This is a genomic window from Paraburkholderia piptadeniae (genome assembly GCF_900007165.1).
GTDB lineage: Bacteria > Pseudomonadota > Gammaproteobacteria > Burkholderiales > Burkholderiaceae > Paraburkholderia > Paraburkholderia piptadeniae.
In genome coordinates, this window is sequence record NZ_CYGY02000008.1 from 135,673 (window position 1) to 156,081 (window position 20,409).

The following is a 20,409-nucleotide window of genomic DNA, read 5'->3' on the forward strand; positions in this document are numbered from 1 at the left end:
AAAAATTTATTTGACTGAAAAATGCAGTTCCGGATCGTTCGGCAACTTTGCGAGGGAACGATGTCTGTCGACAGAAGCGGCACGGCTGATTTGATATCTATCAAACGCGCGAAAACCGGCTGACACGAATATGTCACCGCATTGGATTGCTTCCCGTTTCGAATGATGCTGGTTAATACGCATCCTTATTCGTACGCACATTTCGATTAATCCGGTTAAATCGATAGATGAATTAATGCGCGCATAATTTTTAAAAAGATTCGTACGAAAAACGTAATGGCGGGATTCGCAGTCGCAAGCGCGCGATGTACGAGGAGATCGGCATCGCAATCGACGACAAGGACGCGTTTGAGAGAAGAGAGGTCTGGTGACCACGTCAGGTGACTGCGGCTCGCCCGAAACCGTCATCGAATCTCTCTGAACGCTTGCGCAAGCACGCATATCGGTGAATGATCGAAAGATGGCCCGCCGCGCGCAGGTGTTGCTGCGCGCGGCGGGCCATCTTTCCTGCAACGTTCATCTTTCGTGCGTTTCCGTCATGACCCATACAACCTCCAACGTCGTTCCCTGTCCCGAAGTCGAATCGCTCGATGCGATTCTTCCCGAAGAACCGCTCCTGATGATGGGCGCCGGCCCCGTGCCGATTCCCGCCGCCGTCGCGAAGGCGAATGCGATCGTCATCAATCATCTGGGCGGCACGATGGCCAAGGTGGTCGGACAGGTGAAGACGATGGCGCGCTACGTGTTCCAGACGAACTCGAAGTGGGTGCTGGGCGTCGCGGGTCCGGGCTCGGCCGCGATGGAAATGGCGATCTCCAATCTCGCGTGGCCCGGCACTCGTGTGCTCAGCATCAAGAACGGTTTCTTCAGCGCGCGGATGGCCGAAATGGGGCGGCGCGTCGGCGCGGACGTGTCGCTGCTCGAAGTCGCTGACCGCACGGTCGCGACGCTCGAACAGGTCGAGGAGGCGATCCGCCGCGTGCGTCCCGAGATCGTGACGATCGTGCAGGGCGAGACCTCGAACACCGTCTGGAACCATCACCTGAACGACATTGCGGCGCTCGCGAAGAAGGCGGGCGCGCTGGTCGTCGTCGACGCCGTGTGCACGCTGTCGACGATGCCGCTCGAAATGGACGCGTGGGGCATCGATGCCGTCATCACGGGCGGGCAGAAGGGGCTGTCGTCGATTCCGGGCGTGTCGCTGATCGCGTTTTCGGATGCGGCGTGGGAGCGCGTGAAAGGACGCTCGCATGCAAGCGCGCACTGGTGCCTCGACGCATCGCTGGCCGAGAACTTCTGGCACAACGCGGGCTATCACTACACAGCGCCTGTGTCGGGCGTGCTCGCGTTGCACGAGGCGCTGCGGCTCGTGTGCGCGGAGACGCTCGAGAAGCGCTTCGCGCGGCATCTGAAGTGCTCGCTCGCGCTACAGGCGGGGATCAGCGCGATGGGCCTGCAACTGTACGCGCCCGCCGAGTGCCGGCTGAACTCCGTGGTCGGCATCGAGGTGCCGACGAAAGACCGGCCCGATCTCACGCCCGGCGACATCTGCGGGCATATCTCGCGTCATCATCAGGTCGAGATTTCCGGGTCGTTCGGCTTGCCGATCGTGCGGATCGGCCAGATGGGCGAGCAGGCCCGCGAACACAACCTGTTCCGCACGCTGCACGCGTTCGGGCGGACGATGATCGATCTGGGCGTGAATGTCGATCTGCCCGCGGGCGTCGCGGCGCTGGAGCGGTCGCTCGCGAGCAGCGCGAAGGGCGAAGCGCTGAACGCCTGATCGGCGAAAGCGGGGTGCCAATAAAAAAAGCGACGCACGCGGCGTCGCTTTTTTTGATCCGGATTCAGACGGGCATCATGCCGCTGCCGGCGCGTTCGGCGTGCGCGCATTGCGCAGATAGAGCATCGTCGACAGCGCGACGGCGGCTGCCGCGGCGACGGCCGCGAACAGAAACACCGAGCCGTAGCCGAACTCGCCGGCGATATAGCCCGCCAGCGGCCCCGTCACGCCGAGCGACAGATCGAGGAACACCGAATACGCGGACAGCGCCGCGCCACGGCTCGCGGGCGGCACGAGTCCCACCGCTTCGACGCCAAGCGCGGGGAACACGAGCGCGAAGCCGAAGCCCGTCAGCGCGGCGCCCGCCAGCGCGACATGCGGCACGGGCGCGAGCCATAGCAACAGCAAGCCGACGCATTCGAACGAGAACGACGCAATCGCAACGCGAAAGCCGCCGTACGTCTTGATCGTATTGGCGAACAAAAGCCGCGCGCCGATGAACAGCGTGCCGAACACCGTCAGCGACAGCGCCGCGTTCGGCCAGTGGTTCGCCGCGTAGAACAGCGTGATGAACGTCGCGATCGAGCCGAAGCCCGTCGAGCCGAGCGCGAGCCCGATGCCATGCGGCAGCACGCGCGTGAGCACGCTGCGATACGACATGCGTTCGCCGTGCACGACGGGCACGGGCGCGATCAGGCGCGCGAGGTAGTAGCCGAGCGCCGCGAGCGCGATTACGACGGCGCCGAGCGCGAAGAATCCGACCGCATGCGCAATCGCGACGCCGAGCGGCGCACCGATCGCGAGCGCGCCATAAGTGGCGATGCCGTTCCACGAGATCACGCGCGCATTGTTCGTCGTGCCGACGCGTCCGATGCCCCACAGGATCGCGCCCGTGCCGCACAGGCTTTCGCCGAAGCCGAGCACGAGACGGCTCAGCACCAGCAGACCGAGGCTCAGCGCCGGCCAGTGGCCGAGCAGCACGGCCACGAGCAACAGCACGCCGCTCGCACCGCAGCCGATCAGGCCGATCGTCACCGTTTTCTTCGGCCCGAGCGTGTCGGCGGAACGGCCCGCGAGCGGCCGCGATGCGAGCGTCGCGAAGTACTGGACGCTGATCGCGAGACCCGCGAGCACGGCGCTGTAACCGAGATCGTCATGGACGTAGCCCGGCAGCACCGCGAGCGGAATGCCGATCGTCAGGTAGCAAAGGAACGTGAAGAAAACGACGGGAATGATCTGCAACGTGGTCGCAAATTCGCTGCGCGGCGTAGCGGAGTCGACGGACATGGGGAAAACGAGACTTGAAATCAGCAGGGAGGCGTGATTTTCCCATGGAACCGATTCCCTTGCAGACCCTGTTCAATATTTTCTCGTCGATGAAATGGGGCTGAACGATGGCTCTGACGGGTTCCCGTCAATTTTTTCCGGTTTCTGGCAGGCTTGCAAAGTTACGCCATCAGCACATAGGATGTCCGATATGAGCGAATTAAGACGAAAACATATCGAAACGGACTCATCGACATAAGTGCAACAGCTCGCCGCCGTCTCAATTTATCGCTCCAGTTGTATGTCCCCCATGCGATCGGGCCTATGGGTTGTGATCATTGATGATGCTACTTTTCGAACCGTCAGCCGCACCGTCCGCACTCCCCATGCGGATGCGAATAACCGAAACGAGCACGAGACATGAGCCAGCCGATCCGCTTCTACCATCGCAACGCGATCCGTGAGATCACCGACGCGCCCGTCACCCGCACGGTTCTTCAATACCTGCGCGAAGACGCGCGCTGCACGGGCACCAAGGAAGGCTGCGCGGAAGGCGATTGCGGCGCGTGCACAGTGGTGATCGGCGAGCGCGACGACGCGGGCGGCGTCAGCTTCAAGGCCGTCAACGCGTGCATCCAGTTTCTGCCGACGCTCGACGGCAAAGCTCTCTTCACCGTCGAAGACCTGCGCCAGCCGGACGGCGGCCTGCATCCGGTGCAGGAGGCGATGGTCGAGTGCCACGGCTCGCAATGCGGCTTCTGCACGCCGGGTTTCGTGATGTCGATGTGGTCGATGTACGAGAAGCACGGCCACGAGCATGCATGCGCGAACCGGACAGTGCCGGATCGCGCCGAGATCGCCAACGCGCTGACGGGCAACCTGTGCCGCTGCACCGGCTACCGCCCGATCGTCGATGCGGCCGAGCGCATGTTTCAGCTGCCCGCGCCGAAAGCGCCCGTCAACGTGAAGGCCCTGGCCGAAAAGCTCGCGACGATCGAGCGCGGCGACACCTTCCACTACGAATGCAACGGTCAGACGTTCGACGCACCGCGCACCGTCGACGCGCTCGCGAAGATCAAGGCCGATGCGCCGACGACGCGCATTCTCGCGGGCAGCACCGACATCGGCCTGTGGGTCACGAAGATGATGCGCGACCTGGGCCACATCGTGTATGTCGGCCAGATCGCCGAGATGCAGAAAGTCGAGACAAACGACGACTGGATCGAAATCGGCGCGGGCGTGACGGTCGAGCGCGGGTATGCCGAACTGGCGAAGCAGTATCCCGAACTCACCGAGATGTGGCAGCGCTTTGCGTCGCTGCCGATTCGCAACGCGGGCACGCTCGGCGGCAACGTGGCGAACGGTTCGCCCATCGGCGATTCGATGCCCGGCTTGATCGCGCTCGGCGCGCGCGTCGTGCTGCGCGGCGGCGACATCGAACGCGAGCTGCCGCTCGAAGACCTGTATCTCGCGTATCAGAAGAAGGACATGGCCGGGCACGAATTCGTCGTGGGCCTGAAGGTGCCCGCGCGCAACGAAGCGCGCAAGCACTTCACGTTTCGCACGTACAAAATCTCGAAGCGCTTCGACTCGGATATTTCCGCCGTGTGCGCCGCGTTCTCGTTCATCGCGGACGGCGACTCGATTCGCGAGCCGCGCATCGCGTTCGGCGGCATGGCGGCAACGCCGAAGCGCGCGACGCATGCCGAAGCCACGCTCGCCGATGGCGACTGGCACGAAGCCACCGCGCAGGCCGCGATGATCGCGCTCGCGAAGGACTACGAGCCGCTCACCGACATGCGCGCGACAAGCGGCTATCGCCTCGAAGCCGCGAAGAACACGCTGTACCGCTTCTGGCTCGAAACGCGCCCGAACGATCCGCTGCAAAAGAGCGCGCTCGATGTGCGTGCGGTCATTGCCGCCGGCGCTACGGCTTGACTGACAGGAATACGGAGAACCAGCAGAATGAACCAGCAAGCCGAACCGTTTCTGAAGGACGCCACGGAACTCGCCGACTTCACGCAAGTGCACGTGTCGCGTCCGCATGAATCCGCGCATCTGCACGTGAGCGGCCGCGCGACCTACACCGATGACATCCCCGAACTCGCGGGCACGCTGCACGCGGCGCTCGGTTTGTCGCCGAAAGCGCACGCGAAGATCGTGTCGATGAAGTTCGACAAGGTGCGCGCGACGCCCGGCGTCGTCGCCGTCTTCACCGCCGACGATATCCCCGGCCACAACGACTGCGCGCCGATCGTCAAAGGCGACGATCCGATTCTCGCGGACGGCATCGTGCAGTACGTCGGTCAGCCGATGTTCATCGTTGTCGCGACGTCGCACGATGCGGCGCGCCTCGGCGCGCGTCGCGCGGAGTTCGAATTCGAGGAACTTCCCGCCGTGCTGACGGCGCAGCAGGCGCGCACCGCGAACCAGAGCGTGATTCCGCCGATGAAGCTCGCGCGCGGCGACGCCGCCTCGAAGCTCACGCGCGCGGCGCATCGCGAAGCGGGAGAAATGCTGCTCGGCGGGCAGGAGCAGTTCTACCTGGAAGGCCAGATTTCATACGCGGTGCCGAAGGACGACGACGGCATGCACGTCTGGTGCTCGACGCAGCACCCGAGCGAAATGCAGCATCTCATCTCGCACGTGCTGGGCGTCCACTCGCACAACGTGCTGGTCGAATGCCGCCGGATGGGCGGCGGCTTCGGCGGCAAGGAATCGCAGTCGGGGATGTTCGCGTGCTGCGCGGCGCTCGCCGCGTGGAAGCTGCTGTGCCCCGTCAAGCTGCGTCCGGACCGAGACGACGACATGATGGTCACGGGCAAGCGCCACGATTTCCACTATACGTATGACGTCGGCTACGACGACGAAGGCGTGATCGAAGGCGTGTCCGTCGACATGACGTCGCGCTGCGGCTTTTCCGCCGACCTGTCGGGCCCCGTGATGACGCGCGCCGTCTGTCACTTCGACAACGCGTACTACTTGTCGGATGTGGCCATCGACGGCTTCTGCGGCAAGACGAACACGCAGTCGAACACGGCGTTTCGTGGCTTCGGCGGGCCGCAGGGCGCATTCGCGATCGAGTACGTCATCGACAACGTCGCGCGTTCGCTCGGCAAGGACTCGCTGGACGTGCGCCGTCGCAATCTGTACGGCAAGACCGAGCGCAACCAGACGCCGTATGGCCAGATCGTCGAAGACAACGTGATTCACGAGCTGATCGACGAGCTCGAAGCGACGAGCGACTATCGCAAGCGCCGCGCCGAAGTGCTCGAATTCAACCGCAACAACGCAGTGCTGAAAAAGGGCCTCGCGCTGACGCCCGTAAAATTCGGCATCGCGTTCAACGTCACGCACTTCAATCAGGCGGGCGCGCTCGTTCACATCTATACCGATGGCTCGGTGCTCGTGAACCACGGCGGCACGGAAATGGGCCAGGGGCTCAACACGAAGGTCGCGCAGGTGGTCGCGCATGAACTGGGCGTGAGCTTCAATCGCGTGCGCGTGACGGCGACCGATACGTCGAAGGTCGCAAACACGTCGGCGACGGCGGCATCGACGGGCTCGGACCTGAACGGCAAGGCCGCGCAGGATGCCGCGCGTCAGTTGCGCGAACGTCTCGCCGCGTTCGTCGCCGACAAGTTCGGCGCAGGCGAAGTGACGGCATCGCAGGTGCGTTTCGCGGGCGACTGCGTGCTGGTCGGCGATGCCGTCGTGCCGTTCGAAGAAGTGATCGCGAAAGCGTACGTCGCGCGCGTGCAGTTGTGGTCCGACGGTTTCTACGCGACGCCGAAGCTCTACTGGGATCAGGCGAAGCTGCAAGGGCGGCCGTTCTTCTACTACTCGTATGGCGCGGCCGTGTCGGAAGTCGTGATCGACACGCTGACGGGCGAAATGCGCGTGCTGCGCGCCGATGCGCTGCACGATGTGGGCGCATCGCTGAACCCGGCAATCGATGTCGGCCAGGTCGAAGGCGGCTTCATTCAGGGCATGGGCTGGCTCACGACAGAAGAGCTGTGGTGGAACGCGGGCGGCAAGCTGATGACACACGCGCCATCCACCTACAAGATTCCGACCGTCAACGACACGCCGCCCGACTTCCGCGTGCGTCTCTTCAAGAACCGCAACGCGGAGGACAGCACTCACCGCTCGAAGGCGACGGGCGAGCCGCCGCTGCTGCTGCCGTTCTCCGTGTTCTTTGCGATCCGCGATGCGGTGGCCGCCGTCGGCGATTACAAGGTGAATCCGCCGCTGAACGCGCCCGCGACGGGCGAAGAAATCCTGAAGGCAGTCGGCGCGGTGCGTGCCGCCCGCCAGGACCGGCACTAAACTCGAGTTGTGGAGTGTTCGCCATGATGCGCGTTCCGTCTTTCTCCGACATGCCTGTTCAGATCGGCCGGCGCAGCGGCCACGCGACGAAGTTGCCGCCGCCGATGCATATCGTGCTGTTCGGCGCAGGCCACGTCGGTCATGCGCTGATCGCGCTGCTTGGCCGTTTGCCGTGCGTCGTGCAATGGGTCGACGAACGCGACGAACTGTTCCCCGACGAAGTGCCCGCGAACGTGCAGGTCGAAGCGACCGACACGCCCGCTGCCATCGTCGACGAAGCGCCGCCGGGCGCGTACTTCCTCGTGATGACGCACAATCACGCGCTCGATTTTTCGCTGACCGAGCGCATCATGCGGCGGCGCGATTTCGCGTACTTCGGGTTGATCGGCTCCAAGACCAAGCGCGTGAAGTTCGAGCGTCGCTTGATCGGTCGAGGCGTCGATGCCGAGCGCCTCTTTGAAATGACCTGTCCGATCGGCGTGCCGGGAATCGTCGACAAGGCGCCGCCGTCGATTGCGGTGGCCGTGTGCGCCGAGCTGCTGCAAGTGCGCACGCAGCAGGTTTCGCTTGCGGACTTTGGCTGCGCTCAGAACGCACCCTGTATCGGCGTTTGAAGCGACGTTCGATTCCTCCAGCGGGCGCGGCGGGGAAGCTTGCCGCGCCTGTTTTTTTGCGTCCGCTTCTTATGTTTGCTTCGCTTCGCCCGGGCATCCGCGAATGAACTCGCGGCGCTTTACTTCGTCCCCCGCCGCCCCTTCGTCGCCACCAGCATCTCCGACACCTGCGCCATCAGCCCGCGCAGCCACGCGATATCGCTTGGCCGGTCCGGCTGCGGATGCCACATCTGATAGCACTTGATGCGCGGAAACGGAATCGGCACGTCGACGACCGCGAGCGGCAGCATCTCCGCGTAATGCCGCGCGAAGCGGCGCGTCGTCGTGAAGATCAGATCGGATTGCAGCAGCACCTGCGGCACGAGCCCGAAGTAGGGCAGCGTGGCGACGATGCGCCGCGACGCGTTCGCTCGCTTGAACCCCGTGTCGATCGCGCCGCCGCGCGCGCCGCTATAGTGCGCGGGCGCGAGATGCGGCGCGGCGAGATACGCGTCGCGCGTCAGCGGCGCTTTCGCGAGGGGATGATCGGCGCGCATCATGCACACGACGGTATCGGAGAACAGGTCGCTGCGCTCGAAGCGCGCGTCGGGCTTCGGCCAGTTGCCGATCACGAGATCGAGCTCGCCGGCATCGAGCGCGGACGCATGATCGAGCAGCGGCCCGAGCGATTCGATTTCGAGCCGTGCATGCGGCGCCGCCTCGCGGAACTGCGCGATCACCGTCGGCATGAAGAAGTCGTTCAGATAGTCGGGCGCGGCGACGCGGAACGTGCGGCGCGAGCGCGCCGGATCGAAGTCGCCATGAGGCGTCGCGACGAAATCGACGTCGCGCAGCACCTTCTGCGCGGAAGCGAGCAGCGATTCGCCGTATTCCGTCGGCACCATGCCCGACTTGCCGCGCACGAGAATCGGATCGTTCAGCGTCTCGCGCAGCTTGCGCAGCGCGGTGCTGATGGCGGGCTGCGTCTGGTTCAGCCGCAACGCGGTCTGCGTGACGCTGCGCTCGACGAGCAATGTGCGCAGCACGCGCACGAGCCAGATATCGAGTGAAGCGGCAGTGACGTCGTCCATGAATCGGCGGGGCGGGGAAGGCCCGTTGAAGGCATTCGAATGCGGGTATCGAACCGTGCATCGCGCGCGGGCAGTGATCCCGTTGCCAGCATCGCGCCGCACGCGCGAAGCCATAACCTTAGGCCCGTTTGCCCCGCGCCGGCCATAGCGCAAGCGGTATGACGGGCATCACGGACCGTGAGCCACGCGCGTTGCGGGTGCCGCGCAAAAGCGCGACGCAATGGCGCCGAAGCGGCGCGGTGCGACGGGCGCCGTGAGCGGGTGTCGCGCTACGAGCGCCACGCCATGCACGACCTGCGTTGCCAGCGCCGCACGACGGACCCGCCATGCAGCAACCGCCTGGCTACGTACGGCACACCCAGCCACCAGACGCCGCCCGCTCAGGCCTTCGCGAGCCCCGACGGCAGCGACGTGATGCGCTTCACTTCCTTCGATTCGAGCCAGTTCGGCGTGCGCGCGCAGTAGAGCGCCATCGGCAGCGCGTCTTCGCCCCAGAACAACTGCTTGTTCAGCCAGAACGTCGGCACGCCGAATACGCCGATGGCGATCGCGTCGGTGCCGTTGCGCGTCAGTTGCGCGCGCGTCGCTCCGCGCGCGATCAGCGCCTCGCCGTCGGGCACGTTCATGCGTTCGCACAGCGCGGCGAAGCCATCCGCCGTCGACGGATCGCGGCCGTCGCGCCAGATGAAGCGGAAGATTTCGCGCACCGTGTTCATGTCGGCGCCGAGCGCCGTCGCGAGCAGCATCGGCTTGACCGAGTCGAACGGATGCGCGGGCGGCATCCGGAACGGAATGCCCAGTTGCTCGGCGCGAAAGAGTGCGTAGCGGTACGTGAAGATGCGCTTGGCGGGTACGTCGTAGGCGACGCGGTGTCCCCAGTGGCGATACAGATCGTTCAGCAGCACGGGCGTCAGCACGAACGGCAACCCGGGCCATTTGTCGTGCTGTTCGAGCAGCAGATACGAGAACGGCGAGACAAAGTCGTAAAACCACAGTGGCTGCGTGGCGTCGATGCCATCGGTCATGATGTCTCCCGGTTTCCTGAGTCGGCGGGCTGTCGCGATGCCGTGCGTCAACCCGTTCTGGTTGATTCGATCTTACGCAAAGCACGCCCCGTTCGCATCATTTGATGAAGCGGCGCTGTTGCGTCCGGCTCTTCAACGTACCTTCGCAGGAGCGATCACGCGTCGTGGCCCGGCCCTTCGCGGTCCTCGTGAGCTTCGTGACTGGCTGCGCGTGCTTCGGCGCGGGTGATGGCGCCGCCGGCATGGGCGCGTGCTTCGTCCGGCGAGCCGGTCGAGTGGGCCGAGTGGGCCGAGTGAGCCGAGTGAGCCGGTTGCGCGTCGTCAGCCACGTCACGCGCGGCGGCCGCCGCGGCCGCTTCCGAATCGCGCGTGAGGCGCGCCCGCACGAAGCCGATATGCTCGCGCAGCACATAGAATTGATCTGCATAGGCAAGCGGCATCTTCAGGCCGTTGACCGACTCCTCGATCTTGTCGAGCCGTTCGACGAGCCCCTCGCGCTCGGCCGCCGACGTTTCGTTGAGCGCCTCGCGCTCGATCGCGATCAACGCGCCGTACCAGCGGTAGATGCGCGACTTCACGCGCCACGCATACAGCGACGGCACGAGCCTCAGCCCCGGAATCAGCACGACGATGATCGGCACCAGCACGACCAGCAGCCGGTCCGCGAGGCTCGCGAGCCAGAACGGCAGGATGCGGTAGAGGAAGCCCTTGCCCGACTTGTAGTAGCGGGCGGCATCGTCGCTGATCGGGAAGTCGTGCGCGAGCGGAGCGGGGAATTCGCCCGCCTTCTGCATCACGCTCGCCTTGCTGTGCACCTCGCGCGCCGCTTCGATGAGCAGATCGGAGAGCGCCGGATGCAGCGAATCGCGCGCGACAAGTTCTTCCGTCGGCGCGATCATGTGCAGCGTCGTCGACGGCAGGTTCTTGCCGAGGTCGAACGAGCCCATCGGCATTTCGAGCTGCGTCAGATATGGAAAGCGCCGCGCATACGCGCCCGCCTGCGTGAAATCGTAGAACTGCACGCCCGCCGTCCGATACAGCTTGCCCATCACGGGAGGCTGCGCGTTGTCGCCCGTGAGGATGGCCGCGTCGATCTTGCCCGCGATCAGCGCCTGCGCGGCGTCGTCGCCGGAGAGCGGCAGCAGCTTCGTCGGGCCGTCCGGCGTGATGCCGTTGGCCTTCAGCAGTTGAAGCGCCAGCTCGCGCGTGCCGCTGCCTTCAGCGCCAATCGCGATGCGCTTGCCCTTGAACTCCGACAACAGCGTGACCATCGCGCCGCGATAGAAGATCGCGACGGGCACATAGCCGACGCTACCAAGCGACATCAGCCCGTCCGTCATCTCCCTCGATGGCGCGATGCCGTCCTGCACGAAGCCGACATCGACGTTCGCATGCGGATCGGTCAGACGTTTGAGGTTGTCGGCGGAGCCTTCCGTCTCCAGCACATTGAGCGTGATGCGGTTGCGCGCGAGGATGGCCTTGTACCTCTGCGCGGCCACCCAGAAAGTGCTGCCTTTCGGTCCGGCCGCCATTGTCAGCGTGTCGGGCGGCGCGGGCTGGATCAGGCGCACGGCGATGTAGATCGCGATTGCGCTGATCAGCAGGATCGGGCCGAACGACACGGCGAGATCGCGCCACGAGATCGCCACGAAGCGGGCGACGAGGTGGGGCGGCTTGCGGCGAGGGGTGCGTTCCGGTGGACGTCCGTCGGAAGGCTTCATGGGAATGCTTGGTTGTCAGGAAGTGATCAGGTTGGTTCAATGATGTCGGGCGATCTGCCCGGGCGCAACGGCTAGCGCCCGCCGGCTGCAAACGCTGCGCACCCGTTTCGACGTTCGCGCCGATGGTACATGAGATTGAAGGCGCGGCGGCGCGCGCAACCGGGACGCGGTGCGAAAAACGCATAACAAATAGTGAGCTGGCATTCACTTGGCACCGCCGGCGCGCAGCGGCAACAAAGCCCGAAGTTGCAACGCGAAGCGCGACGAAAGCGCGATATCCTTTGCAGAACTTGCGCGGCTAGATTACATTGGCATCGCTGCCGCGAAACAACGTTTGCGCTGCGCGACCCGGCCGGACTTACGAGACCAGGGCGCGCTGCCGGCGCGCGGCGGACGGCCAGCGTAAATGAACCGCTGCGCATCAGTAGCGCCGGCCGTCGCACACCTTCCAATGCCTCTCTCGCAGACCGTGACAACGCTCCAGGGCCCGCCATTGCCTCGTTGCGCCTTTGTGCGCCGCGTGAAAGCGGGCCGCCCGCAGTCGTAACCAAGCCGCTAGCCAAACGCGGTCCAAACCAAAGCAAAAAGGAGAAGTCATGAAATCGGTCGATTTTCTGAAGGCACTGGGTGGTGTCGTCGCAATGGTCGTCGCATGCCACACGTATGCCCAGGCAAGCGACTCCACGTCCACCGGCACGACGGCGGCAGCGCCCGCCGCTAACTCGAAGGCAGCGAAGAAGGAGAACCGCGCGCTCGGCAAGAAGGTCCGCGCGGCGCTCGATAAGTCGGGTGACATCGACGTGTCGAAAATCGACGTCCGCGCCCATGGCGGCGCGGTCACGCTGACGGGCACGGCGCCCGACAACGACCAGATCCAGAAGGCTGGCGAAGTCGCGAAGGGCGTGGCGGGCGTGACTTCGGTGACGAACAAGATCAGCGTCCGGCAGCAGTAAGCGATGCCGCCGGGCTCGCGCCGGAGGGACTACGGTCCGGATGGTGCGGGTAGCGGACGACTGGTCGCGCGACGGGCGGCACCGTGCATCTTGCGGCGTCGTTACCGGTCAGAATGACAAGCGGGCTTCCGTGCCGAACGGAAGCCCGTTTCGCTTTGTACGGTTTTGCGCGGCGCTGCGCTGCGCGTGCGTTCGGCAAGCCGGGCAGACGCGCGGCAAACGGCTGCACGAAGGCCCGCGTTTCTCCACGAAACGGGACGGCTCGATCGCCATCTCTGCGCGTAGACGGAGAGCCGATTGCCTCGCAGCCGCATCCAGCCGATATTTCAGGTCATGCGGATGTCGCGCGGCGGGTGTTGGCGCCGCCGGACTGTCTCCGGCGCGAGACGGTCCTCGTGGCTCGCGCTCGCGCTTCTGCATCGCGCGAACTCCCGGTGAACCCGCACGGCGGCGCGCCCGACGCGACATCCGTGCAATCGGCGCGAAACTTGCGTTGGAGCAGCCGCCGTCGGCTCGCCCGCTGCGTGCTTCGACTGACGGCAGCGGATGAGCTCCGGCGCCGAGACAACAAGACATTGGAGACGATGATGACAGGGAAACTGCCGTTCAGACGTGCCGCCACTGTTCTTTGCACGACAATGTCCGCGATACTGCTCGCCGCGTGTGGCCACGGCGACGATCACCACAACAACCCGACCACCAACGCGCTGCCTTCGTTCGTGGTTTCCAGCAGCGTCACCACGACCGCCTATGACGGCAACAGCGACGACCTGCTGACGGGCGGCCTCGGCAAGACGGGCCTCGGCTCGGCGACGCCGCCCTCGTTCGCGAACTCCGCCGCGCCGACGCCCGCCGAGTTGCGCCGCCTTGCGATCTGGTCGAACTACCGGGCGCTCGTTGACATGTCGGCGAACGGCGGCTATGGGCGCTTCTGGGGGCCCAACGTCGACCTGAACGGCAACGATACGCTCGGCGAGGGCAAGATCGCCGGCACCGAATATCTCGCCTACGCCGACAACGGCAGCGGCCGACAGAACGTGACCTTGATGGTGCAGGTGCCGTCCACGTTCGATCCGAACAATCCGTGCATCGTCACGGCGACATCGTCGGCTTCGCGCGGCGTCTATGGGGCGATTTCGGCGGCGGGCGAGTGGGGCCTCAAGCGCGGCTGCGCGGTCGCCTATACCGACAAAGGCGGCGGCAACGGCGCGCACGAGCTGGCGACGAGCCTCGTCACGCTGATGAACGGCACGGTCGCGGCGGCAACGGCGGCGGGCACGAAGAGCCTGTTCACGGCGAACGTGTCGTCGAGTGCGCTGTCGACGTTCAACACCGGCTTCCCGAACCGCTACGCGTTCAAGCACGCGCACTCGCAGCAGAACCCCGAGCAGGACTGGGGCAAGAACACGCTCGAAGCCGTGCAGTTCGCGTACTGGGCGCTCAACCAGCAGTTCGCGCCGACCGTCGATAACAACGGCCAGCAGCACGGCGTGCGCTACAACCCGGGCAGCATCACGACGATCGCGGCGTCCGTCAGCAACGGCGGCGGCGCGTCGCTCGCGGCGGCCGAGCAGGACACGCAAGGATGGATCACGGCCGTCGTCGTCGGCGAGCCGCAGATCAACCTGCGCATGGCGTCGTCGGCGAAGGTGCTGGAGGGCGGCGTCCCCATTCCCGCAGCGGGCGCGCCGCTCGCCGACTACATGACCTACGCGAACATGCTGCAGCCGTGCGCGGCGGCCGCGACGGCGGCGGCAGGCTCGCCGTATCTGACGGCGCTGCCCCTCGCCACTACGCAGGCGATCCGCGCGGCGCGCTGCGCGTCGCTGGCGGCGGGCGGCTTCGTGAGCGGTGCGGACGAAACGAGCCAGGCCAACAATGCGCTCGACCGTCTGCACGCGGCCGGCTACGAAACCGACTCCGATGTGCTGCACGCGCCGATGTGGGATTCGCAGGCCGTGCCCGCTGTCGCCGTCACGTATGCGAACGCGTATACGAAGTCGAGTGTGATCGACAATCTGTGCGGCTTCAGCTTCGGCACGACGAATGCGACGACGGGCGCAGCGGGCGTGCCTCCGACGGCGCCGCCGATGTTCTCCATCTTCGGCCTGGGCAACGGCGTGCCGCCGACCAACGGCATCAACCTCGTCTACAACAACTCGGCGGCGCCGGGTGGCGCGGACCACCGGCTCGCGACGGCCGACGCCAGCTTCACGGGCGCCGCGTGTCTGCGCGCGCTGTGGACGACGGGCGACCAGCGCATGCAGGACAACGTCAACGCGATCCGCGTGACCGCGAATCTGCACGGCAAGCCGGCCATCATCGTGCAGGGACGCAGCGATGCCCTCGTGCCCGTGAATCACGCATCGCGCGCGTACCTGGCGATGAACAACATCACGGAGGGATCGAAGAGCCAGCTGTCGTTCTATGAAGTGATGAACGGCCAGCACTTCGACGCGTTCCTGAGCACGGCCGGTTTCGACACGCGCTTCATCCCGGTGCACTACTACAACATCCAGGCACTCGATCTGATGTGGAATCACCTGAAGAGCGGCGCGCCACTGCCGCCGTCGCAAGTGATCCGCACGGTGCCGCGTGGCGGCACGCCGGGTGCTGCGCCTGTACTCACGACGGCGAATCTGCCTGCGATCGCGATGAGCCCGGGTGCGAATGCGATTCAGGTGGGAGCGGGCGCGGTGAACGTGCCCAAGTGATGAGCATGAAGGGCCGCTAGTCGTAGCGACGATCACGTAGCATCACGCCGCTCGCGTCAGTGCAGAAACAACGCGAGCGGTGTGACGCGCACATGAGATGCAGTCGCAACGATGCACACGAATGGAGCCAGATACACGACGCGTCGCGAGCACCCTGTCTCATGCATCGTTCAAACGCGACGGACCATCGTGCTTGTTCGCCGTGACACACTGTTTACCCGTCGCGTGAGGTACTGTGGAGTATCGACGCTTCCGGAGCGACGGCCATGGACAGACACGCCTTCACTTACACCGATCTCCCGATCGGCGAACGCGCCGCGTTCGAACTCGTGTGCGCGCGGCATGGTTTTGCGCCCGCGCATTTCGACATCAGCGCCACCGACGATCCCGACGACATTTCACATCACGCGCGCCTGTTGACGATACGGCGCGGCGGCTGGGCGCAGTCGTATCACGAGGACAAGGCAGGCCACTGGATTCGCCAGTTCGAAACCGACCTCAACTGCCGCTTCTTCAAATGATCGTCGCGTCGCTGCGCGCGATGTGCAGTGGAAACATCGCACGCGGCCCGTCGACGGATCACGCCATCACGAGCTTCACGCCGACGAGCGTCAGCGTCGCTGCGAGCAGGTTGCGCAGCAGCTTGTCCGGTGCCTTCGACGCCAGATAGCTGCCGATCATGATGCCCGGAATCGAGCCGACCAGCAGCGACGCGAGCAGCGACCAGTTGACCGAGCCGAGCAGCCAGTGGCCCGCGCCCGCGAGCAGGGTGAGCGGCACGGCATGCGCGATGTCCGAGCCGACGATGCGCGTGATCGGCAGCATCGGGTAGAGCAGCAGCAGCACCGTGACGCCGATCGCGCCCGCGCCCACCGACGTCAGCGACACCAGCACGCCGAGAACGGCGCCCGTCAGCATCGTCAGCCCGAGCGTGCTGCCCTGGCCCGTCGCGCGCTTGCGCGAAGCCGCGAACGCGGTGAGCTGCGGCCTGAACACCAGCGCGATCGCGGTGATCAGCAGCGCGACGCCGAGCACGACGGAAATCAGATGCCCGCCGCGCTGCGATTCCATCCCGTAGCGATGCAGCAGGATCAGCGTGACGGTCGCGGCGGGCACGCTGCCCGCCGCCAGCCGCAGCGTCACCTGCCAGTCGATCGACCCCTTCACCCCATGCACGAGCGTGCCCGTCGCCTTGGTCGCGGCCGCGTACAGCAGGTCCGTGCCGACGGCCGTCGCCGGATGGATGTTGAAGAGCAGCACGAGGATCGGCGTCATCAGCGAGCCGCCGCCGACGCCCGTCAGCCCGACCAGAAAGCCGACGAAAAGACCCGACGCGGAATACAGGAGATCGATGTGGGGAAGTGCCATTGCTCGGACCGCGGACGGTCTTTTAAAGGATTTGGTTGCGGGCAGGCTTGCCGGTACTGTCGCCAGAAGCCGCGCGCGGGCTGTGCCTGAAGGCGGTTCCTCAGGCGAAGGCTCGGGCAGTCCGTCAGGCGGTTCCATCGGGCTGCGGCGCGGCGAAAGACCGCTATTGTCGCAAAACCGGCGGCGCAGCGTCCGGATGCCCGCCGATGTCCGCAATGATGACGGCTCCGGCCACCCGCTTACAATAGCGTTTTGGGCGCCGCGATCGCGTCGGACGGCGCTTGCACGGGGCGTCGACGATGCACGCCGTGCGATGCGTTGCCCGTGCCTCTTCATCCGCAGACCGATAAAAATGAACTACGGCGTCGCCTACGCAGTCCTCGCGTTCACCCTATGGGGACTCTTTCCCGTCTACTTCAAGACGCTGCACCAGATTTCCCCGATCGAGATGCTCGCGCACCGGATGGTGTGGTCGATGCTGTTTCTCTTCATCGTGCTGGCCGCGCGGCAGCAATGGCGCTGGCTCGGCCCCGTGCTGCGCGACCGGAAGCTGCTCGGACGCTTCGCCGCGAGCGCGCTGTTGCTGTCGACGAACTGGGGCATCTATATCTGGGCCGTCAACGCGGGGCATATCGTCGAGGCGAGCCTCGGATACTTCGTCAATCCGCTGATCAACGTGCTGTTCGGCTTCGTGTTCCTCGGCGAGCGGCTGCGGCGCGTGCAGTGGCTCTCGGTGGCCGTTGCCGCGTGCGGCGTGCTGTGGCTCACGTGGGAAAACGGCCATCCGCCGTGGATCAGCCTCGCACTCGCGTTCAGCTTCGCGGGCTATGGGCTGCTGCGCAAGACGGCGCGGCTCGGCGCGCTCGAAGGGCTGACACTCGAAACGGTGCTGCTCTTTCCCGTTGCCGCGCTGTATCTGTTCATCGCGTCGTCACATGGGGCGAGCGGTTTCGGCGCCGCGTCGTTTGGTGTGAAGGTGCTGCTCGCGCTCGCCGGGCCGATCACGGCTGTGCCGCTGCTGCTGTTCGCAGCGGGCGCGCGGCGCATTCCGCTGTCGATGCTTGGGCTCATCCAGTACGTGACGCCGTCGCTGCAATTGCTGATCGGCGTGCTGATCTATCAGGAGCCGTTCGGGCACGTGCAACTGATCGGCTACGGCGCGATCTGGCTCGCGCTCGCCCTCTATTCGCTCGATGGCTTGTGGCGCGCACGCTTCGCGCGGGGCGTGACGGCGACGCGATAAACGAAAGGCCGCCCGCAGACGGCCCGGCTTGCTGCAAAGGACCTGGTAGCAGAGATACGAAAGAAAGCGTTTGCGTCAGATCGCGCGGCGCACTTCGGCGACGCCGAACGCGGCCAGTGCAAACCCCGCAATGCGGTCGATGACGACGCGCAGCTTGTGCCCGATCGCATGACGCGCGAGCGACACGGCCGTCACGAGAAAGCACCACCACGCGATCGATCCGCAAAACACGCCCAGCACTGTCGTGAACGCGACGCTCGACGAAAACGGTCCGCGCGGCGCGAGCGTCGTGAAGAGTGCTGCGAACATGATGATCGTCTGCGGATTGGTCAGCGTGAGCAGCAGCGCGCTTGCGAAAGCCTTCAACGCGCCGGCGTGGCCGATGCTTGCGAGCCTGCCTTCGCCGTTGCCGCCGTTGTTGTTGCCGCTATTGATCCCATTATCGGCGGGCACTTTCTGCAACATCGTGCGAATGCCGAGATACAGCAGAAAGAGTCCGGCGACGATGTGCAGCGGCTTGTCATAAGCCAGCATGAACTGCGACACGCTCACGAGACCGAGCGCGGCGATCAGGCCATAGAACGCATCGCCGCCCGCAATGCCGAAGCCGATCGCGAGACCGGCGCGCGGACCATCGGTGAGCGTGCGGCGAATGCACAGCATGCCCATCGGACCGACGGGTGCCGCGACCGCGAGACCCACGCCCGCTGCCGTGAGAAAAAGACCGGGACTGAACATCGATGCTCCTGTGTATTTGACGTGATATGGGGGGCCACGGCGGATGACCATCCGCAAGGATAGCCGTGCGGCGCATGGCCCGGCAATGCGGATGAAATTGGCCGCACGTCTCTGGCGAAATCGTTCAGGCTTCCACCGGATGCTCCCTGTCGCGATGATGGTCCGCGGCGAGGAACATATACATCGACGGCACGACGAAGAGCGTAAACAGCGTGCCGATCGACAGCCCGGTGAAAATCACGAGCCCCATCGCATTGCGGCCCGCCGCGCCCGCACCCGACGCGATCACGAGCGGCAGCACACCCAGCACCATTGCCGCCGTGGTCATCAGGATCGGCCGCAAGCGCACGCCGGCCGCTTCTTCGAGCGCCTCGCGCTTGCCGCGTCCCGCGCGTTGCAGTTCGTTCGCGAACTGCACGATCAGGATGCCGTGCTTGCTGATGAGGCCCATCAGCGTGACGAGACCCACCTGCGTGTAGATGTTGAGCGTCGAGAGTCCCATGTTGATGAAGATCAGCGCACCGAACAGCGCCATTGGCACCGACACGAGAATCACGACGGGATCGCGGAAGCTCTCGAACTGCGCGGCGAGCGCGAGAAACACGATGATCGTCGCGAACAGCAGCGTGATCACGAAGCCGCCGGACTCCTGCACGAACTGACGCGACAGGCCCGAGTAGTCGGCCGTATAGCCCGTCGGCGCGACGTCGGTGGTGGCCTTGCGCAGGAAGTCGAGCACTTCGCCTTGGGAGATGCCAGGCGCGAGCACGCCGGAAATAGTCGCGGAATTGAGCTGCTGGAAGTGATTGATCGACTCGGGCACGATGGTCTGCTTCAGATGCGTGACCGTCGATGCGGGAATCACACTGCCATCGGGCGTGCGCAAATAGTAGTCGAGCACTTGCGACGGGTTCAGCCGGTCCGTTTGCAGCACTTGCGGAATCACCTTGTACGAGCGGCCCGCGATCGAAAAGTAATTGACGTAGTTGCCGCCCAGCGCCGCGCCGAGCGTCTGCCCGACATCGCTTTGCGACAGGCCGAGCGAAGCGACCTTGTCGCGGTCCACGAGCAGCACGCTTTCCGGCTTGTCGATCTTCAGGTCGCTGTCGACGAAGAAGAACATGCCGCTTTCGCGCGCTTTTTGCAGCACGGCTTGCGACACTTCATTGAGGTTTTGGAACGGCTCCGTCGTGCTGATGACGAATTGCACGGGCAAGCCCTGCGCGCCCGGCAGCGGCGGAAACTGGAACGCGGCGACGCGCGCGCCCGCAATGCCGTTCCACTGCTGCTGCAATTCCTGCTGCAATTGCGTCGCGCCTTTCTTGCGCTTGTCCCACGTCTTGAAGAGCACGCCGCCGATGCCCTGGTTCAGCGTCGGTGCGCCCGTCAACTGGAACATTTGCGAGTACTCGGGCAACTGCTTCGAGATATCGAACACCTGGTCCGCGTAAGTCTGCATCTGCTGGATCGTCGCGTTCGGCGGCCCCTGGATCTGCGACAGCACGATGCCCTGGTCCTCCTGCGGCGCAAGCTCCGATTTCGACGTCATGAAGAGATACACGGTCTGTCTCTTATACACATCTGA

At 65.1% G+C, this 20,409-nt stretch carries 15 protein-coding genes; 8 read left to right on the plus strand and 7 right to left on the minus strand.

All coding sequences use genetic code 11. The features are described from left to right. Window positions 1-538: 538 nt before the first annotated feature. Window positions 539-1,783 carry a pyridoxal-phosphate-dependent aminotransferase family protein gene (locus tag BN2476_RS02955; protein ID WP_087732683.1) on the plus strand — a complete coding sequence of 415 codons (1,245 nt, stop codon included), beginning with the start codon at window positions 539-541 and terminating at the stop codon, window positions 1,781-1,783. A 75-nt stretch (window positions 1,784-1,858) separates the two neighbouring features. On the opposite strand, the gene BN2476_RS02960 is transcribed toward BN2476_RS02955, so the two are convergent. Beyond that, a complete protein-coding gene (locus tag BN2476_RS02960; RefSeq protein WP_087732655.1) occupies window positions 1,859-3,070 on the minus strand; it encodes an MFS transporter in 1,212 nt (403 codons plus the stop codon). A gap of 399 nt (window positions 3,071-3,469) precedes the next feature. Between BN2476_RS02960 and xdhA the strand changes: the two genes are divergently transcribed. The 3 genes from xdhA to xdhC are packed head-to-tail and all read left to right on the plus strand — an operon-like array spanning window position 3,470 to window position 7,992. Further along, window positions 3,470-4,987 carry a xanthine dehydrogenase small subunit gene (gene xdhA / locus BN2476_RS02965; RefSeq protein ID WP_087732656.1) on the plus strand — a complete coding sequence of 506 codons (1,518 nt, stop codon included), beginning with the start codon at window positions 3,470-3,472 and terminating at the stop codon, window positions 4,985-4,987. 27 nt (window positions 4,988-5,014) lie between these two features. Continuing rightward, window positions 5,015-7,378: a xanthine dehydrogenase molybdopterin binding subunit gene (xdhB, locus tag BN2476_RS02970; RefSeq protein WP_087732657.1), complete on the plus strand. Its 2,364-nt coding sequence runs from the start codon at window positions 5,015-5,017 to the stop codon at window positions 7,376-7,378. Window positions 7,379-7,401: 23 nt separating this feature from the next. Then, complete coding sequence (xdhC, locus tag BN2476_RS02975; protein ID WP_087732658.1) at window positions 7,402-7,992, plus strand: xanthine dehydrogenase accessory protein XdhC; 591 nt, start codon at window positions 7,402-7,404, stop codon at window positions 7,990-7,992. 119 nt (window positions 7,993-8,111) lie between these two features. Here xdhC and BN2476_RS02980 read toward each other — a convergent pair whose 3' ends face one another. The 3 genes from BN2476_RS02980 to BN2476_RS02990 form a co-directional block, all read right to left on the minus strand. Continuing rightward, a complete protein-coding gene (locus BN2476_RS02980; RefSeq protein ID WP_087732659.1) occupies window positions 8,112-9,062 on the minus strand; it encodes a LysR substrate-binding domain-containing protein in 951 nt (316 codons plus the stop codon). Between the two features lie 380 nt (window positions 9,063-9,442). Next, entirely contained in the window at window positions 9,443-10,087 is a 645-nt protein-coding gene (locus tag BN2476_RS02985; RefSeq protein WP_087732660.1) for a 2-hydroxychromene-2-carboxylate isomerase, read from the minus strand. 155 nt (window positions 10,088-10,242) lie between these two features. Continuing rightward, complete coding sequence (locus tag BN2476_RS02990) at window positions 10,243-11,808, minus strand: TAXI family TRAP transporter solute-binding subunit (protein ID WP_087732661.1); 1,566 nt, start codon at window positions 11,806-11,808, stop codon at window positions 10,243-10,245. 596 nt (window positions 11,809-12,404) lie between these two features. Between BN2476_RS02990 and BN2476_RS02995 the strand changes: the two genes are divergently transcribed. The 3 genes from BN2476_RS02995 to BN2476_RS03005 all read left to right on the plus strand — a co-directional run bounded on the left by BN2476_RS02995 (window position 12,405) and on the right by BN2476_RS03005 (window position 15,996). Continuing rightward, the gene (locus tag BN2476_RS02995; protein ID WP_087732662.1) at window positions 12,405-12,761 is read left to right on the plus strand and encodes a BON domain-containing protein; all 357 of its coding nucleotides are present in this window, start codon (window positions 12,405-12,407) and stop codon (window positions 12,759-12,761) included. Window positions 12,762-13,399: 638 nt separating this feature from the next. Continuing rightward, window positions 13,400-15,475 carry a D-(-)-3-hydroxybutyrate oligomer hydrolase gene (locus BN2476_RS03000; RefSeq protein WP_268957854.1) on the plus strand — a complete coding sequence of 692 codons (2,076 nt, stop codon included), beginning with the start codon at window positions 13,400-13,402 and terminating at the stop codon, window positions 15,473-15,475. 266 nt (window positions 15,476-15,741) lie between these two features. Then, window positions 15,742-15,996, plus strand: a complete 255-nt coding sequence (locus tag BN2476_RS03005) for a hypothetical protein (RefSeq protein WP_087732663.1) — start codon at window positions 15,742-15,744, stop codon at window positions 15,994-15,996. A 58-nt stretch (window positions 15,997-16,054) separates the two neighbouring features. On the opposite strand, the gene BN2476_RS03010 is transcribed toward BN2476_RS03005, so the two are convergent. After that, entirely contained in the window at window positions 16,055-16,843 is a 789-nt protein-coding gene (locus tag BN2476_RS03010; RefSeq protein ID WP_087732664.1) for a sulfite exporter TauE/SafE family protein, read from the minus strand. 352 nt (window positions 16,844-17,195) lie between these two features. On the opposite strand from BN2476_RS03010, the gene rarD reads away from it, so the two are divergent. Further along, window positions 17,196-18,086: an EamA family transporter RarD gene (gene rarD, locus BN2476_RS03015; protein WP_087732665.1), complete on the plus strand. Its 891-nt coding sequence runs from the start codon at window positions 17,196-17,198 to the stop codon at window positions 18,084-18,086. A gap of 75 nt (window positions 18,087-18,161) precedes the next feature. Here rarD and BN2476_RS03020 read toward each other — a convergent pair whose 3' ends face one another. After that, window positions 18,162-18,824 (minus strand): LysE family translocator, encoded by a 663-nt coding sequence (locus BN2476_RS03020; RefSeq protein ID WP_087732666.1) that lies wholly within the window; start codon window positions 18,822-18,824, stop codon window positions 18,162-18,164. 124 nt (window positions 18,825-18,948) lie between these two features. Further along, window positions 18,949-20,409: efflux RND transporter permease subunit (locus BN2476_RS50090; protein ID WP_173819578.1), on the minus strand; the 1,461-nt coding region annotated here is incomplete at its 5' end.

Excerpts from the sequence above, each read along its gene's own strand:
- xdhB (WP_087732657.1), top strand. The coding sequence starts at position 5,015 with ATGAACCAGCAAGCCGAACCGTTTCTGAAGGACGCCACGGAACTCGCC.
- BN2476_RS03005 (WP_087732663.1), top strand. The coding sequence starts at position 15,742 with ATGGACAGACACGCCTTCACTTACACCGATCTCCCGATCGGCGAACGC.
- BN2476_RS03010 (WP_087732664.1), bottom strand. The coding sequence starts at position 16,843 with ATGGCACTTCCCCACATCGATCTCCTGTATTCCGCGTCGGGTCTTTTC.
- rarD (WP_087732665.1), top strand. The coding sequence starts at position 17,196 with ATGAACTACGGCGTCGCCTACGCAGTCCTCGCGTTCACCCTATGGGGA.
- BN2476_RS02995 (WP_087732662.1), top strand. The coding sequence starts at position 12,405 with ATGAAATCGGTCGATTTTCTGAAGGCACTGGGTGGTGTCGTCGCAATG.
- BN2476_RS02955 (WP_087732683.1), top strand. The coding sequence starts at position 539 with ATGACCCATACAACCTCCAACGTCGTTCCCTGTCCCGAAGTCGAATCG.
- BN2476_RS02990 (WP_087732661.1), bottom strand. The coding sequence starts at position 11,808 with ATGAAGCCTTCCGACGGACGTCCACCGGAACGCACCCCTCGCCGCAAG.
- BN2476_RS02960 (WP_087732655.1), bottom strand. The coding sequence starts at position 3,070 with ATGTCCGTCGACTCCGCTACGCCGCGCAGCGAATTTGCGACCACGTTG.
- BN2476_RS03000 (WP_268957854.1), top strand. The coding sequence starts at position 13,400 with ATGTCCGCGATACTGCTCGCCGCGTGTGGCCACGGCGACGATCACCAC.
- BN2476_RS03020 (WP_087732666.1), bottom strand. The coding sequence starts at position 18,824 with ATGTTCAGTCCCGGTCTTTTTCTCACGGCAGCGGGCGTGGGTCTCGCG.
- BN2476_RS02980 (WP_087732659.1), bottom strand. The coding sequence starts at position 9,062 with ATGGACGACGTCACTGCCGCTTCACTCGATATCTGGCTCGTGCGCGTG.
- BN2476_RS02985 (WP_087732660.1), bottom strand. The coding sequence starts at position 10,087 with ATGACCGATGGCATCGACGCCACGCAGCCACTGTGGTTTTACGACTTT.
- xdhA (WP_087732656.1), top strand. The coding sequence starts at position 3,470 with ATGAGCCAGCCGATCCGCTTCTACCATCGCAACGCGATCCGTGAGATC.
- xdhC (WP_087732658.1), top strand. The coding sequence starts at position 7,402 with ATGATGCGCGTTCCGTCTTTCTCCGACATGCCTGTTCAGATCGGCCGG.